We start from the raw sequence: 14,852 nt of genomic DNA on the forward strand, positions 1-14,852 counted from the left end.
TTTCCATGCTACCGCAGTCCGGGTGAATCAATCTCCCGAACCAAATGTGTCGCAACCGCCCTGCCGAGGGCGGATTCGCACATCGAATGTCACATACGAAACGGCGCGGTCAGTGCACTAAATCCGGCCCGGGGACCGCATAAAAACCGAGACCGGAATTTCCGACCCTGGCGGCCAGTACACTGTTTTTACGAACAATTCCGTATGCACACGAAGTGATCACGAACCGGATTTCACCCGGAGCGTTCACTTTGTGAACAGTATGTTGGCAAGGGTGATTCAGTCAAGTCTGCTGACGCACCGTCAACGACCGCGAAAAGCAGTTTTTCGGGTCTGAAATCCGCGTCTACCGAGGCGGTCTTTTCGTGACCAGCCAAAGCACCCCGCCGGGCAGCCCGCCGACCAGCAGAACGATGCCGAACAGGATCGATACACTGACGGCCTGGGTTGCACCGATCCCGAGGGCGCCGAGCAGAATGACCAGGATCTGCTCGCGGACCCCCCAACCGGCGATCGAGATCGGGATGCTGACCAGCAGGATCGTCGGTGTCATTGCGACCATGTAAACCAGGAAACCAGCTTCCCCGCCCAGCGCGTGATCGAGGCTCCAGGCGAGCGCGATGGTCGCCGCGTGGATGGCGATGGACAGACACAGAGTGGGGATCGCAACGCCCGGGCGCAGGCAAAGGGCGACCGCATCCCGCGACAGCAGGATCGCGAAGTTGATGATGCGAATATGCTGAAATCGCCGGGTCAGGGAATTGTCGAACACGCACAACATGACCACGGCGGACCAGCCGCCCGTGAGGACGGCGATCAATCCCGTTGCCGCGATGGGGTTGTCGAGTTTCTCGACCAGTAGCGGGGTGATCGCTGTCGTAGCGACAATCAGAACGATCAGGCCGATGATCCGGTCCAGCAGAACGCTGTTGGTTGCGGTTTGCACGCCAACGCCGGTCCGCCACAGATAGAACACGCGCATTGCGTCACCGCCGATGCTCGACGGTAGCGTCTGGTTGAAGAACATGCCGATGAGGAAAAGCCGCAGCGCTGTCGTCGCGGGAAGTTCGACGTTCAGGCTTCTGAGAACCAGCCGCCAGCGCGCCGTGCCCAGGGCGACGATCGCGGCGAAGAAAAGGGCCGCCAGACCGATCCAGGGAATCTGCGCGTCCGCCAGTTTCCCGAGGACCTCCGCGAAGTCGATTCCGCCGAGCACCCACGTGATCAGGGCGACGGAGACGGCCAGTTTGGCGAACATCAAAAGGTGTTTTTGCATCGGTCTGGAAGGGCTGCTTCGGTCGGGCCGGGGCCGGAATGAGCGGGTCTGCGCGCGGTGGGTGGTTCAGATTAGATCGGGTGTCCGAGTGCTACCTACATCAACTGGCGCGGCAGGCATATCCGTGATCCCGCATTCCGCTGCATCGCAACAGATGTTCAGGGCGGTGCGGGCCGCATTTCCGGCTGTTTCGCCCTGATTGTAGGGCTTTCTTAACCAAACTCGCATTCAATGGGTGAGGCCGAATGTGCCGGGTTTTCCACCCGTGGCGCAGCGCGGCGAACGAGAAACCGGATGACAAAGCCCATGCATGCACATGATGAGGACCATTCGTTTGAAATTTCGGGCCGCACCGTGGGTGGCGATGCGCCCGCCTATCTGATTGCCGAGGTCGCGCAAGCACATGACGGATCGCTGGGGACGGCGCATATGTTCATTGATGCCGCGGTGGATGCGGGAGCGGATGCCGTCAAGTTTCAGACGCATATTGCAGATGCCGAATCGACACGCGACGAGCCCTTTCGCGTGGCGTTCAGTAAGCAGGACAAAACCCGGCTCGACTATTGGCGGCGCATGGAGTTCAGCGCCGAACAATGGGCCGGACTCGCCGACCATGCGCGGTCGTCCGGACTGGATTTCATGAGTTCGGCCTTCTCGCTCGAGGCCGTCGCCCTGTTGCGGCGGCTGGATGTCCCGGTCTGGAAGATTGCCTCGGGTGAGGTTCGCACCCGGGGAATGGTCGCGGCCATCTGTGCCGACGCAAAGCCCGTTCTGTTGTCGACGGGGATGAGCCCCTGGGGTGATATCGATGCCGCGGTCAGCGAGATCGGCGCGGCAGGGTCATCGGTTGCCGTGCTCCAATGTGTCAGCCGGTACCCCACGCTGCTCGAGGATGTCGGCCTCAATGTCATGGCGGAGATGCGCGCGCGCTACGCCTGTCCGGTGGGGCTGTCCGATCATTCGGGGCAACCCTGGCCGGCGCTCGCCGCGATCGCGCGCGGCGCGGCCGTCGTCGAGTTGCACCTCACATTGTCGGAACGGATGTTCGGGCCGGATGTACCGTCGTCGCTGACCGTTGATCAGTTCCGGACGGTGTCCGATATGCGTGATGCCGTCGCGACAATGGATGCGCACCCCGCAGACAAGGACGCGGTCGCGGAAGATCTTGCGGACATGCGCGCGATGTTCGGGCGCAGCCTGGCGCCGAAGCATGACCTTGCGGCCGGCACACTTGTTACCGAGGACATGTTGCTCGCCAAGAAACCCGCGACGGGCATTCCCGAGAATGACATCGATGCGGTCGTCGGGCGAACGCTGGTACGCGATGTCCCGTCCGATCGCCTGATTGCCTGGTCGGATTTGCATGTTGACGGTTGAGGTGACGACGCCATGAGCTGGGCAGACGGAAGCCGTTCACCGGCGGTCCTCGCCGTGATACCGGCGCGTGGTGGTTCCAAGGGTATTCCGGGGAAAAACATGAAGCGGCTCGGCGGGCTTACGCTCGTCGGCCGGGCGACACGGCTGGCCGTGTCGCAGAACTGGATCGATCAGGTCATCGTCTCGACCGACGATGCCGAGATCGCCGCCGAGGTCGCGCGTCAGGGCGGTGATGCGCCGTTTCTGCGGCCGGCGGATCTGGCCGGTGATACGGCATCCTCGGACGATATGTGGCGTCATGCCTGGCGGTCAGCCGAAGATCATTACGGGCGGCGTTTTGATGTCTCGGTTCTGCTCGAACCGACGAGCCCCCTGCGCCAACCGGCCGACCTGACGGCCACGATGACGGCGCTGTTTGGCGGCGCGTTTCATGGCGCGGCGACGGTCAGCCCCACACCGGCGCATTACGCGCCGCAGAAAACCCTGACGGTCAACGAGGGCCGGGTCGGGTTTCTGCTCGAGGAAGGCGCGCGCACGGCGCGCCGCCAGGACGTGCCGCCGCTCTACCACCGCAACGGGCTTTGCTATGCGCTGCGCCGTGAACCGTTTCTCGACGGCGCACCCATCCTCGATGAGGCCTGTGCAGCCGTCATTATCGAACGTCCGATTGCGAATATCGACGAGCCGTTTGAACTGGAACTTGCCGAATGGCTATTGCAGCGACAGGGGCTCATCGTCACCGATACGCCGCTATCCGAAACGGCTTGAAACCGCGCCGGGGTTAATTCGCCTGTCAGCCGGCGGGGGCCAACGCGGTCATCGGCATTTTCACGCGGACCTGACGACCCAGCAGATTCAGCAGAAGAAAAACGCGATGCTGGTCCGAAGGCGCATCGAAAATACCGATATGGTCGGCCATTGAGCCTTCGGTAATGCGAACCTTGTCGCCCTTCTGCAGGCCGGCGCGCTCGCCGAGGATGACATACCCGCTCGCATCCTCGTGGCGGCGAATATCGTCGATGACATTGTCCGGCACGGGTGCGGGTTGCCCGCTGTGGCAGATCAGTTCGCTCACACCGACGGTCGAATTTAGCGCCCGCCACCGCGCGCGCTCGGGGTCCATGCCCACGAACAGGTAGCCGGGAAAGAGCGGCTTCTGGACGCTGTCTGTCTTGCGGGCGTGGCGTCGGCGCTTGATGTAACGGGGAAGATATCCATCGAACCCCTGGCGCAGGATATGCGCCAGCGCCTTGAATTCACCATTGGGGTGGGTCTTGACGACGAACCAGCGTTTCGCGTCGTTCATTGTCGGGTTCATGGCTGCGCCTCTTCGACCGGCGGTACGCTGATCTGCAAGAGGCCGGGCACGATAACCCGGCTTGCGGGATATTCGCGCAGGAGCGAATCGTAGGCCGCCTGCGGATTCGAAAGCACCGTCAGCAGCAACGCGTCTATGTCGCCGGCTTCGTTGATTGACGGCACGACCGGCAGATGGGCGAAACTGGCCTGCGTGTGGGCGGGGTCCACGATAGCGACAATCTCGACGCCCGACGCCTCACACAAAGAGGCGACTTCGGTCAGTTCGCTTGCGCCATAGAGGGCGATACGATTCCAGCCCCGTCGGCCGGCTTCGTTCAGGGCGTCGGTGCATTGGCTGCGCGCGTCGCGGAAGAAACGAAATGAGTCCGACAGATATTCGGCCGTCAGCCGACTCTTCTCGGTAAACCCCTGGGGTGTGAGGTAGTAGGCATACCGGTTTGCCGGCGCCTGGCTGACCTTGATCAGGCCCTTCTTCACACAGCGTTTCAGATAGGCATTCGTCAGCCCGAGCGCGATGCCCAGATCCTGTGCGACCGTACGCTGGGTGATGCGCTCATTCTCGTGAATGGCGTTCAGGATACCGAGAGTGATCTCGGAATCGTCGGCTTTGCCGACCGGTATGCGTTCAGCGTTGCTCATGCGCGGTGTTCACTTTGTGAACATATGGTGTTCAGGCGGTGAACGTCAAGTATTTCATGCGCTTAGGTGAATTATCGCGGGTTGCTGAAATTCTCCGTCACGTAAACCACCAGTTCGTCGACACATTCCTCGATGCTGCGGCCGCTCGTATCGACGCTGATGTCGGGATCCGCCGGCTCCTCATAGGGGGCGGAGATACCCGTGAATTCCTTGATGTCTCCCGCGCGGGCCCGTTTGTAGAGCCCTTTCGGATCGCGCGATTCGCATGTCGCGACATCCGCGTCGATGAAGACTTCATGGAAGGTGTCGCCCGCCGCTTCGCGCGCCCGATCGCGGTCGGCACGATAGGGTGAGATGAAGGCCGTGATCACGATCAGGCCGGCATCCGCCAGCAGTGCCGCGACCTCGCCCACGCGCCGGATATTTTCGGCGCGGTCTTCCGGCGAGAAGCCCAGATTGGCATTCAACCCCGTCCGCACATTGTCGCCGTCCAGCACATAGACCTGATAGCCCTTGTCGAACAGACGCTGCTCCAGCGCCATCGCCAGGGTCGATTTGCCCGCGCCCGACAGGCCGGTGAACCAAAGCACGCCGGGCTTGTGACGGTTGCGAGCAACCCGTCGGGCCGGATCGACGCGATGATCGACCTCCGTCAGATTGGTGCCGCGCACCGTGACCGCCTGGCGCTGATCGGGATAGATGCCGAGCGAAACGACGCCGCCACCCAAAGTCAGATGTCTGTCGACGACGACGATCCGTCCCGTGTGCGGCAGGTTGTCGTGATCGTCGAAGGCGACGAGCTGGCTCGTGCGGATCACAACGTCGGCGATTTCGTCGCGCACGACCCGTGTCGCGTCATGGTCCGACAATGCGTCGATATCGATCACCCGCTCGATCTGCTCGACCACGGCATCGACCCGTTTCGGGCCGATCTTGAGTTCGCATGTGGCGCCGATCTCCAGCGGTGTCTCCGCCAGCCAGAAGAGGCGGGCATGAAACACGTCCGATTCGATCGGCGCCGCCATCTCGTGGCTGGCGATCTCGCCGCGTTCCACGAAAATCTGTTCGTCGAGCGTGATGCCGACGGATTCGCCGGCGCGCGCCGTGGTCGCGTTCCCGTCGGTGTTCCAGCTTTCGATGGATTCCACCCGGGCCGTCCGGTTGCTGGGCGAGAAGACAAGTTCGTCGCCGACATTCAGGGTACCCGATTCGATCCGTCCGGCAAGGATGCGACGCTCGTCGAACTTGTAGACGTCCTGCAGCGGCAGGCGCAGCGGTTGCTCGGCTGCGGATGCCGGGTGCTCGAACTGCGGCAGGGTCTCGAGAATGGTCGGCCCTTTGTACCAGTCCATCTTGTCTGACGTCGTTGCGACGTTGTCGCCCTCGCGCGCCGAAATCGGAATGATCTGGCGCGGCGTGATGCCGATCCCCTCGAGATACTGGCGATACTCGGCCTCGATGGCGCGGAAGCGATCTTCGTCATAATCGACGAGGTCCATCTTGTTCACGGCGACGGCGACCTCGCGAACCCCGAGCAGTTGCAGCAGATACATATGATGGCGTGACTGGCGGCGCACGCCCTGGTCGGCATCGATCATCAGCAATGCCGCATCGGCATTCGATGCACCGGTTACCATGTTGCGGATGAACTCGCGATGGCCCGGTGCGTCGATCAGCACATATTCGCGCGCATCGTGACGGAACCATATCTGCGAGGTATCGATCGTGATGCCCTGGTCGCGCTCCGCCTTCAGGCTATCCATCAGGAACGCCCATTCGAACGGCATCCCGCGCCGTCGGCACATTTCCTCGATGGCTTCGAGTTTGCCGTCAGGCAATTGGCCGGTGTCGTGGAACAGGCGGCCCACCAGCGTGGATTTTCCGTGATCGACATGGCCGACGATCACCACGCGCATTTGCTGCTCGGGTGCCGGGCGGGCTTTGACGGGATCGGCGATGGTCTGTGCGTTGGCCATTACATGTACCCCGAGGTGCGCAGGCGCTCGAAGGAATCTTCGGCTTCGGTGTCCATCAGCCGTCCCGCGCGTTCGGGTTCCCGGGTCATCTCGAGTTCCTCGATAATCTCGTCGATGGTTGCCGCGTCGCTGTCGATCGGGGCCGTGATGTTCTTCTCTCCCAAAGAGCGATAGCGCTTCCCGCCCTGGGAGAAATAGAGCGGGTTGATCGGGATATTCTCTCGCTGGCTGTATCGCCAGATGTCGATTTCGGTCCAGTGCAGCAACGGGTGAATGCGCAGATGGGCGTTCTCGGGGGTGTCGGTCGTGTATTGATCCCAGAACTCGGCGGGCTGGTCACGGAACTCCCATGCCCCGTCGGTCGCGCGGGGGCTGAACACGCGTTCCTTGGCGCGGGTTGCTTCCTCGTCGCGCCTGATCCCGACGAAGATACCCTTATAGCCACCGTCCGCCAGAAGGTTGGCCAAGCCGGCGCTCTTGCGGGCGGCCGCGCGTGTCATCGGCGGCAGGCTCGGGTCCATTTCGCTTTCGGGCGGACAATCGATAACGATCAGGTCGAGGTCCCACTCTTTCGTATACTGATCGCGGTAGGCATAGACCTCGTCGAGCTCCATGCCGGTGTCGAGCTGCACCACCGGGAACGGCACCTTTCCGAAGAAGGCCTTGCGCGCGAGCCAGAGCACGACATTGGAATCCTTGCCGATCGACCAGAGCATGGCGAGCGGGCGGGCGCAGGCGTAGGCCTCGCGCAGGATGTAGACGCTACGGGATTCGAGTATGTCCAAACGGTCCATTGTACACAAATTTCTTGTTGGTTATTTTAATTCACACGATGTTTGTGGCGAACCACATAGGTCAGTCCTTAAGGCAACGCAAGAGGGCCAGCCGAATTTCTCTGGTTTTCTTCGCGCGTTGAGGATTTTCGACCCTGTTGCGTCAAAACATGAGCCGATGCAAGCGGAATTGTCGCAAAACCCTGCTGATCGCGCGATCTATCGGACTTGGCATCGCGCCCCTGTCCGCGTTATGAGCCACCCGCAATGTCGCGATGGCGCGGCACACAGCGGAGCGGAAGAAGATGTCCTCCTCACCACGCATTTCTGTCGTCGGCCTCGGTTATGTCGGCCTGCCGCTGGCGATCCATCTCGCCCGCCATTTCGAAGTGACGGGCTTCGATATCGATGCAACGCGGATTGCCGAACTTGTGGCCGGGGAAGATCGGACGGAGGAAGTGGAGCCCTCCGCGCTGCGCGACACGAAGATGCGCTTCAGCGATGATGAAGCCGCGCTCGCGGGGACGGATATTTTCATTGTGACGGTGCCCACCCCGGTCGATGGGGACAATAAACCGGACCTGCGCCCGATTCGCGGCGCCAGCGAGACGGTGAGCCGCAACCTCGAGGCCGGCGCGACGGTTGTCTTCGAGTCCACCGTGTATCCCGGCGTCACCGAAGATGTTTGCGGACCCATTCTCGAAGCTGGGTCTGGACTGAAATGCGGGGTCGATTTCTTCCTCGGATATTCGCCCGAACGGATCAATCCCGGAGACCGCGAACATACCGTCGACCGGATCACCAAGGTCGTCGCCGGGCAAACCCCGGAAGTGACCGCGCAGCTTGTCGCCATGTATGGCGCGGTCAATGGCGGGGATGTTTTCGAGGCGCGTGACATTCGCACGGCCGAGGCCGCCAAGGTCATCGAGAATGCCCAGCGCGATATCAACATCGCCTTCGTCAACGAAGTGGCCGTGATTCTTAACGGCCTCGACCTGAACGTCCTGGACGTGCTCGACGCGGCCAATACCAAGTGGAATTTCCTGCCGTTCCAGCCCGGCCTCGTGGGGGGGCACTGCATCGGTGTTGACCCGTTCTATCTGGCCCATGCCGCGCAGGCGGTGGGACATAACCCGGAAGTCGTCCTCGCCGGCCGGCGGATCAATGACGGCATGGGCGGGTATATCGCGCGCGAAGTCGCCGAGCGTCTCGAGGCTCCCAAGGCACGGGTGCTCGTCCTGGGTCTGACGTTCAAGGAGAACGTGCCCGATCTGCGCAACTCCCGCGTGGTCGATATTATTTCGGCCTTGCGTGATATGGGGCATGGCGTCGATGTGCATGACCCTCATGCCGACCCGGATGAGGCGCAGCAGTTTTTCGGAATCGAACTGCTCGCCTCGCTCGACGATGGTGCGGGTTATGATGCGGTCATCGGCGCGGTGCGCCATCACGAGTATGGCGAGCTGGGTCCGGAGAAGCTGGCCGGACTCCTCGCCGAGGGCGGATTGCTGGCGGATATCAAGGGCATGTGGCGGGGCACCGAAATGCCTGCAGGTTACCGCCGCTGGCAGCTCTAGCGCGACCGCAGGGATCAGAAGATCTGCGCGAACTCTTCGTTGGCCCGCCGGTAATCGTCGAGCTGACCGATATCGACCCAGTATTCCTGGACCGGATAGGCCAGTGTCGAGAGACCGGCGTTGCGGCAGGCTTCGAACAGGTCCGGCATGTCGAACGCGCGGTCGTCGGGGACCATGTCCAGCGCTTCGGGCCCGAGGACATAGATGCCGGCATTGATGAAGTGGCGTGTGACGGGTTTCTCGCGCAGTCCCCTGATTTCATGGTCGTCGATATCGACGACACCGTAGGGGACCTGCACTTCGTAGCTGCGGACCGCCATCGTGGCCGCCGCACCGTTCTCGCGGTGGAAATCGATCATCTGCACCGGGTCCACCTTGGACAGGATGTCGCCGTTCATGACCAGGACGGGCGCGCTCGCCTCGCGCGACAGCTTCGCCAGGGGCCCGGCTGTGCCGAGCGGCATGTCCTCCTCGATATAGGAGACATCCACATTCATGGAGGCGCCGTCGCCGAAATGATTGCGGATGACGTTCGCGCGGTAGTTCACAGAGATATGGAATTCGGAGAAACCTGAATTGGCCAGGCGCCGAACGATGGTCTCGAGAATCGGGCGGCCGCCGACATCGAGCATCGGTTTCGGTGTGTGCTCGGTCAGCGGACGCAGGCGCAAGCCTTCGCCGCCGGCCATCAGCACGACCCGGTAGGGCTGGTCGTGCGGTGCCAGAAGGGTGTCGATCGTGATCAGATCGACGGCGCGCCCGGCGAAGTCGATGACCGGGATATGCTTGATTTTCTCCCGGCGCATGAAGGCGAGAACATCGCCGCGCGGTTCGCCGAAGCGAATGGTGCGCGGTGCGGGGTTCATGATCGCGCGTACGGGCGCGTCGGTCGCGACGCCGCGCAGGAGTCCCCGCCGGATGTCACCGTCGGTGACGGTGCCGATCAGCTTGCGTTGCCGGTCGACAACGAGGCCGATCTGAACGGTCCAGGCCGTGAACCGTTCGATCAATGTGTGAATGGATGTGTCCGGCCCGATCAGGCTCTGCGCGAGCCGCGTTTGCGGGGGCGCGACCTGTTCGACCGACGACTGTTCGGCGGGCGCGGGCGCGGGGGCCGGAGGGGTAATATGAGCGACTGCGGAATCCATGATTTCACTGCATAGAATTCGCGAAAAACTTTAACGATCGATTGACGGTTAACGCTTTATTTCAGCGCCCAGCCCTGCGCCGGAGGGCAAGGTCAGGCCGCAGGCGGCCAGCCGTTCGGTGACCGCAAGCGTCGCGCGGGGTGCACCCGCATACATCGCCATGTCATGAAGCGGCGCCCAGAAGGGGCGGCATTGATATCCATTGTCGTTCAGGCGGGTCAGTGCGAGGTCGCGTGCGTCGGGTTCATCGAAGATGAGCCCGCACAGCCAGTTGTTGCTGTCGCCCCAGGGTGGGGATGACAGAAGCCGGACCCCCGTCACCGAGCTGAAGGCGCCCGCGTAGTGTGCGGCGAGGTCGCGCTTTGCATTGAGCTTTGCATCGAGAGTTTCGAGCTGGGCACAACCGAGCGCGGCGTTGATGTTCGGCAGCCGGTAATTGTAGCCGACCATGTCATGAACCAGATCTGCGCCGTCATTTACCCGCGCCGTCGTCGTCAGGTGGCGCAGGCGTCGCGCGAGCAGCTCGTCGTCGGTAATCAGCGCGCCGCCACCGCCGGTGGTGATGGTCTTGTTGCCGTTGAAGCTGAAGGCGCCGATCCGGCCGAACCGCCCGGTGTGGGTGTCGCCGATGACGCTGCCGAGGGACTCCGCCGCATCCTCGACGATTGTCAGCTTGTATCGCGCCGCGACGTCACACAGCGCCGCCATGTTCGACGGAAGTCCGTAGCAATGAACCGGCACCATCGTGCGGATAGTGGCACCCGTTTCCCGATTGATCTGGGACTGTCCGCGCAGTTCGCCGATACTCTCGAGATGCCTCTCCAGCGCGACAGGGTCGATTCCGAGACCCTCGGCTTCGCAGTCGACGAAGTGGGGCGTGGCACCGCAATAGCTGACGGCGTTGGCTGTGGCGACGAATGTGAAGGAGGGAACCAGCACTTCGTCACCTGGTTTGACGCCGACGGTGAGAAGCCCGGCATGCAGGGCGGCGGTGCCGTTGACGGTCGCGACGGCGTGCCGTGCGCCCGTGATGTCGGCGAGCTCCCCCTCGAACCGGTCCACCCACGCGCCCACCGACGACACCCAACCGGTGTCGAGGCAGTCCTTCACATAGTCCCAGGCGTTGCCGTCGATCTCGGGGGCGTGCAGCGGGTACGGGCCGCCGGCGTGGGGCAGGACAGTGGTGATCCGGTCCAGCACGTCGTCGGCGACGGCTTCGGGGCTTGCATGCCCTGCGACTGCGGCGTGTGCAACCTCAGACATTATAGAGATGCGCCTTGTAGCCGGCCCGGTTCGCGGGTGCCGCGAACCAGTCGATCGTTGCGGCGAGCCCGCGGCGGAAGCCCTCGAGGCCGACATGGGTCGGCTGCCATCCGAGCATGGCGGCGGCCTTGCGATTGTCACACCACAGGCGCTCCACCTCGGAGGCGTCGGGCCGAAGGCGCTGATCCTCCGTCTCGATCCGGATATCGATACCCATCTCGGCCGCGATCGCCTCGGCGGTCTCGCCGACGGAGATCTCGAAGTTGGTGCCGAGATTGATCACCTCACCGCTCGCTGCGGGCGAATCTGCGGCGGCGAGAAATCCGAGCACGGTGTCGCCGACGAAAGTGAAATCGCGGGTCGGGGCGGTCGCCCCGAGCTGAATGGTCGCCGGGCCGCTGCTCCGGTCGTGATTCGCCAGCTGGGTGATGATGGTCGGGATGACGGCGCGCGCCGATTGCCGGGGGCCGAAGGTGTTGAACGGGCGCACGACGGTCACGGGGGTGCCGAACGAGCGGCCGTAGGACAGGGCGATCTGGTCGGCGCCGACCTTCGTGGCGGCGTAGGGGCTTTGCGGGTTGAGCGGATGGGCTTCGTCGATCGGGACATACTGGGCGGTCCCGTAGACCTCGCTCGTCGAGGTGTGGATGACGCGGCCGACGCCGAGGTCGGTGGCCGCCTGCACGATATTGAGCGTGCCGGTCACGTTGGTATCGACGTAGCTTTCCGGCGCCAGGTAGGAATAGGGAATGCCGATAAGGGCCGCGAGGTGGAACACGGTGTCGCAACCCGACATGGACTGACGGACGGCGTGGGAATCGCGGATGTCACCCGCGATAACCTCAACCGCATCGCGAATCCCGGGGTCCGAATCGTCGAGCCAGCCCCAGGAGCCGCGGGAATCATATTCGACAAAGGCGCGCACATCGGCGCCCTCCGCCACGAGTTTCTCGACGAGATGGGAGCCGATAAAACCGCCGGCGCCGGTCACCAGGACTTTGGACAATTCACCCTCACATACGCTTTGCCGGAACCCGGCCCAAGGATGCCCATGGTCGGTGAGGATGGTTAAGGAAGGGTAAGGACTATCGCTAAAGCGGTGCTATGGAAGCCGTCGAATGAGGTTGTGCGGCGGTCCTGTTCAGCTCTTCTTCGGAACTCTTTTCAGCGCCCATTTGACCCGGGCCGCACTGGCGCCGGCTTCGAGTGCGCCGGACACCACGATTTGTTCGCTGCGGCGCACGTCTTCGGTCTCGCCAAGATAGATGCTTTCCGCCAGCGAGACGGTGCCGCCCTCCGCGATCAGCCGCCAGCCGATGCCGCTCGGCAGGCGCAGCAGCACGGCCGAACCGTTTTGCACCAAGGACGCCTGGACGGTGGGGTGGAGGTGGAACCGCAGGGCGAAACCCATTGCCGGGCGGGCCTTGTCCGCGACCCCGGCCCGGCTCAGCACGTCTTCGCCACGAATATCGTCCCCATCCATGGCCATATAGATGCGCCGCTCATGTTCCAGCCCGAAGGCCGGCACATAGCCGTCATGGCCGGCGTTCACCCAGATATTGCCGTCGTCTTCACTGCGTTCGACGCGGACATTCTGCGGCCGCCGCCCAAACGTGCCGTCGGCGAGAATTTCCGATGAGTTCGTGTCGTCAACGACCATCGTCGAATGCGCGGCCGATGATCGCTGGACGGTGGCCCACGGGTCACGGTTGCCGGGTCGCGCACCGCAGTTCGTGATCATCCGCTCCTTGCCGATCGAGACCTCGAGGCTCAGCGTGCCCGCATGGGCGTGGATATCGAGCCCCGCCTGTGGCGGGGTGCCCGTGTCCAGGAGCGCCACGGTGCGGTTGGCGACAATGCGTTCAAATCCGGTGTGCGGCGCGCTAGACGGGGCCCGGCCACGCGCATCGGCCTGTGCCAGCAGCATGTCGATCTGCCAGTCCTCGCCCTCGCAGCCGCCGTTGAACAGGGCGAGCCGCCCGTCGTTGTGGCGCAGCATGCGCAGGAAGGGCGCGGCGCGGTCGATGGCCCCGAGAAGAAAGCCGGGAATATCTTGCTCGGCCGCGAGCAGGGCGCTGCGTACATCCACCAGGTCGCGCAACACGGTCGCCTGGGTTTGCGGGTTGCGCGAGACATGGCCGCCATCGGGCAGAATCTGTCGGTCGCAGGCGCGTTCGAGAATCCGGAGGCCCTGGCGGATCGACGCTTCGTGGCCCGGCAGTGCCACGCCCGCAACGGTGAGGCCCTTGGCGGCCCGGATCAGGCCCGCCCCCTCGACACCGCCGGGCAGGACGCGGGCCAGATGCTTGGCCTGCCGCGCGATGGTCGCGAGATAGCGGCGCCGGTAGTCGTCGTCCGCGGATGCGCAGAAGAAATCATGCTGGCCGAGCCAGGCGAACAGCCGCGTCGCGAGAATATCGGGGCGCCAGGCGATCTCCTGCCAGCCGGTCTGGTGTTCGATCCAATCCTCGACCAGATCGCGTGCGCGGCGTCGCGCGGCATCGCCGCCCACGGCCCGCAGATCACGCAGCCAGTCGAAACCGTGCAGCTCCGCCAGCCAGGCATCGCTCATGCCGACCGGTCGCCAGGCGTGCTTGCCGCCGCGTACGGTCTCGCCCAGAAACGACAACTCCCCGGCCGAGACGGCGGTACCGCGCTCGGCGTTGCCGGGCCAGGAATCCGGCGGCACGATGGCGAGTTCGTTCGGCGCCCGTCCGATCAGGGTGTAGCGATAGACCGGCGAGGCGTAGAACAGCTTGCCGACGCCATAGCGCAATTCCTGAAAGACGTTGCCGCTCACCCGCCGCCTCGCATGGCGGCAATATTGTCGGCATAGGAATCCGGACCGCCCCGGAAGGTGGCGGTACCCGCCACCAGAACATTGGCCCCGGCGGCGATGGCGCGGGGTGCGGTATCCCGGTCGATCCCGCCATCGACCTCGAGGTCGATCGGTTGGCCACCGGCGGCCATATGGGCGTCGATACGCGCGCGCAACGCGGCGATCTTGTCCAGCTGGCTCTCGATAAAGGCCTGGCCGCCGAAGCCGGGATTGACGCTCATCACCAGGATCAGGTCGACCATGTCCATCACTTCGTCGACCACCGCGACCGGCGTCGCGGGGTTGAGCACCACGCCGGCCTTCTTGCCCAGACCACGGATCGTCTGTAGCGAACGATGCAGGTGGGGTCCGGCCTCGGGGTGGAGGGAGATCACGTCCGCGCCGGCTTCTGCAAAGGGCTCGATCATGTAATCGACCGGGCTGATCATCAGATGCACGTCGAAGGGCAGATCGCAGTGCGGGCGCAGCGCCTTCACGACACCGGGCCCGATCGTGAGGTTGGGCACGAAATGCCCGTCCATGATGTCGATATGGATCCAGTCGGCACCGGCGGCGGCGACCGCGCGCACTTCCGTGCCCAGGCTGGCGAAATCGGCCGCCAGGATCGAGGGTGCGATGCGGACAGGAGCCGCCTTTGAGGAGGGAGCCATGGTTTTCTGGTAAC

At 63.6% G+C, this 14,852-nt stretch carries 13 protein-coding genes; 3 read left to right on the forward strand and 10 right to left on the reverse strand.

What is annotated here, in order from left to right; translation table 11 throughout:
* Positions 1 to 346: 346 nt before the first annotated feature.
* Positions 347 to 1,276 carry a lysylphosphatidylglycerol synthase transmembrane domain-containing protein gene (locus tag ABJ363_04460; protein MEP4378232.1) on the reverse strand — a complete coding sequence of 310 codons (930 nt, stop codon included), beginning with the start codon at positions 1,274 to 1,276 and terminating at the stop codon, positions 347 to 349.
* A 294-nt stretch (positions 1,277 to 1,570) separates the two neighbouring features.
* Between ABJ363_04460 and ABJ363_04465 the strand changes: the two genes are divergently transcribed.
* Together ABJ363_04465 and ABJ363_04470 are read left to right on the forward strand one after the other, a co-directional pair.
* Positions 1,571 to 2,653, forward strand: a complete 1,083-nt coding sequence (locus ABJ363_04465) for an N-acetylneuraminate synthase family protein (GenBank protein MEP4378233.1) — start codon at positions 1,571 to 1,573, stop codon at positions 2,651 to 2,653.
* Between the two features lie 12 nt (positions 2,654 to 2,665).
* Positions 2,666 to 3,421: an acylneuraminate cytidylyltransferase family protein gene (locus ABJ363_04470; GenBank protein ID MEP4378234.1), complete on the forward strand. Its 756-nt coding sequence runs from the start codon at positions 2,666 to 2,668 to the stop codon at positions 3,419 to 3,421.
* Between the two features lie 25 nt (positions 3,422 to 3,446).
* On the opposite strand, the gene ABJ363_04475 is transcribed toward ABJ363_04470, so the two are convergent.
* The 4 genes from ABJ363_04475 to cysD all read right to left on the reverse strand — a co-directional run bounded on the left by ABJ363_04475 (position 3,447) and on the right by cysD (position 7,382).
* The gene (locus ABJ363_04475) at positions 3,447 to 3,959 is read right to left on the reverse strand and encodes a transcriptional activator RfaH (GenBank protein ID MEP4378235.1); all 513 of its coding nucleotides are present in this window, start codon (positions 3,957 to 3,959) and stop codon (positions 3,447 to 3,449) included.
* 8 nt (positions 3,960 to 3,967) lie between these two features.
* Positions 3,968 to 4,612, reverse strand: a complete 645-nt coding sequence (locus tag ABJ363_04480; GenBank protein MEP4378236.1) for a winged helix-turn-helix transcriptional regulator — start codon at positions 4,610 to 4,612, stop codon at positions 3,968 to 3,970.
* Between the two features lie 71 nt (positions 4,613 to 4,683).
* Positions 4,684 to 6,588, reverse strand: a complete 1,905-nt coding sequence (cysC, locus tag ABJ363_04485) for an adenylyl-sulfate kinase (GenBank protein MEP4378237.1) — start codon at positions 6,586 to 6,588, stop codon at positions 4,684 to 4,686.
* The gene (gene cysD / locus ABJ363_04490; GenBank protein ID MEP4378238.1) at positions 6,588 to 7,382 is read right to left on the reverse strand and encodes a sulfate adenylyltransferase subunit CysD; all 795 of its coding nucleotides are present in this window, start codon (positions 7,380 to 7,382) and stop codon (positions 6,588 to 6,590) included. Before cysD ends, cysC begins: the two co-directional genes overlap by 1 nt.
* A gap of 284 nt (positions 7,383 to 7,666) precedes the next feature.
* Between cysD and ABJ363_04495 the strand changes: the two genes are divergently transcribed.
* Positions 7,667 to 8,938 carry a nucleotide sugar dehydrogenase gene (locus tag ABJ363_04495; GenBank protein MEP4378239.1) on the forward strand — a complete coding sequence of 424 codons (1,272 nt, stop codon included), beginning with the start codon at positions 7,667 to 7,669 and terminating at the stop codon, positions 8,936 to 8,938.
* Positions 8,939 to 8,952: 14 nt separating this feature from the next.
* On the opposite strand, the gene ABJ363_04500 is transcribed toward ABJ363_04495, so the two are convergent.
* The 5 genes from ABJ363_04500 to rpe form a co-directional block, all read right to left on the reverse strand.
* Complete coding sequence (locus tag ABJ363_04500; protein MEP4378240.1) at positions 8,953 to 10,086, reverse strand: nucleotidyltransferase family protein; 1,134 nt, start codon at positions 10,084 to 10,086, stop codon at positions 8,953 to 8,955.
* A 48-nt stretch (positions 10,087 to 10,134) separates the two neighbouring features.
* Positions 10,135 to 11,349 (reverse strand): LegC family aminotransferase, encoded by a 1,215-nt coding sequence (locus tag ABJ363_04505; protein MEP4378241.1) that lies wholly within the window; start codon positions 11,347 to 11,349, stop codon positions 10,135 to 10,137.
* A complete protein-coding gene (locus ABJ363_04510; GenBank protein ID MEP4378242.1) occupies positions 11,342 to 12,355 on the reverse strand; it encodes an NAD-dependent 4,6-dehydratase LegB in 1,014 nt (337 codons plus the stop codon). Before ABJ363_04510 ends, ABJ363_04505 begins: the two co-directional genes overlap by 8 nt.
* A 135-nt stretch (positions 12,356 to 12,490) precedes the next feature.
* The gene (locus tag ABJ363_04515; GenBank protein ID MEP4378243.1) at positions 12,491 to 14,149 is read right to left on the reverse strand and encodes a heparinase II/III family protein; all 1,659 of its coding nucleotides are present in this window, start codon (positions 14,147 to 14,149) and stop codon (positions 12,491 to 12,493) included.
* Entirely contained in the window at positions 14,146 to 14,838 is a 693-nt protein-coding gene (rpe, locus tag ABJ363_04520; GenBank protein MEP4378244.1) for a ribulose-phosphate 3-epimerase, read from the reverse strand. Before rpe ends, ABJ363_04515 begins: the two co-directional genes overlap by 4 nt.
* Positions 14,839 to 14,852: the final 14 nt, after the last annotated feature.

This window comes from Alphaproteobacteria bacterium (genome assembly GCA_039980135.1).
GTDB lineage: Bacteria > Pseudomonadota > Alphaproteobacteria > UBA6615 > UBA6615 > UBA8079.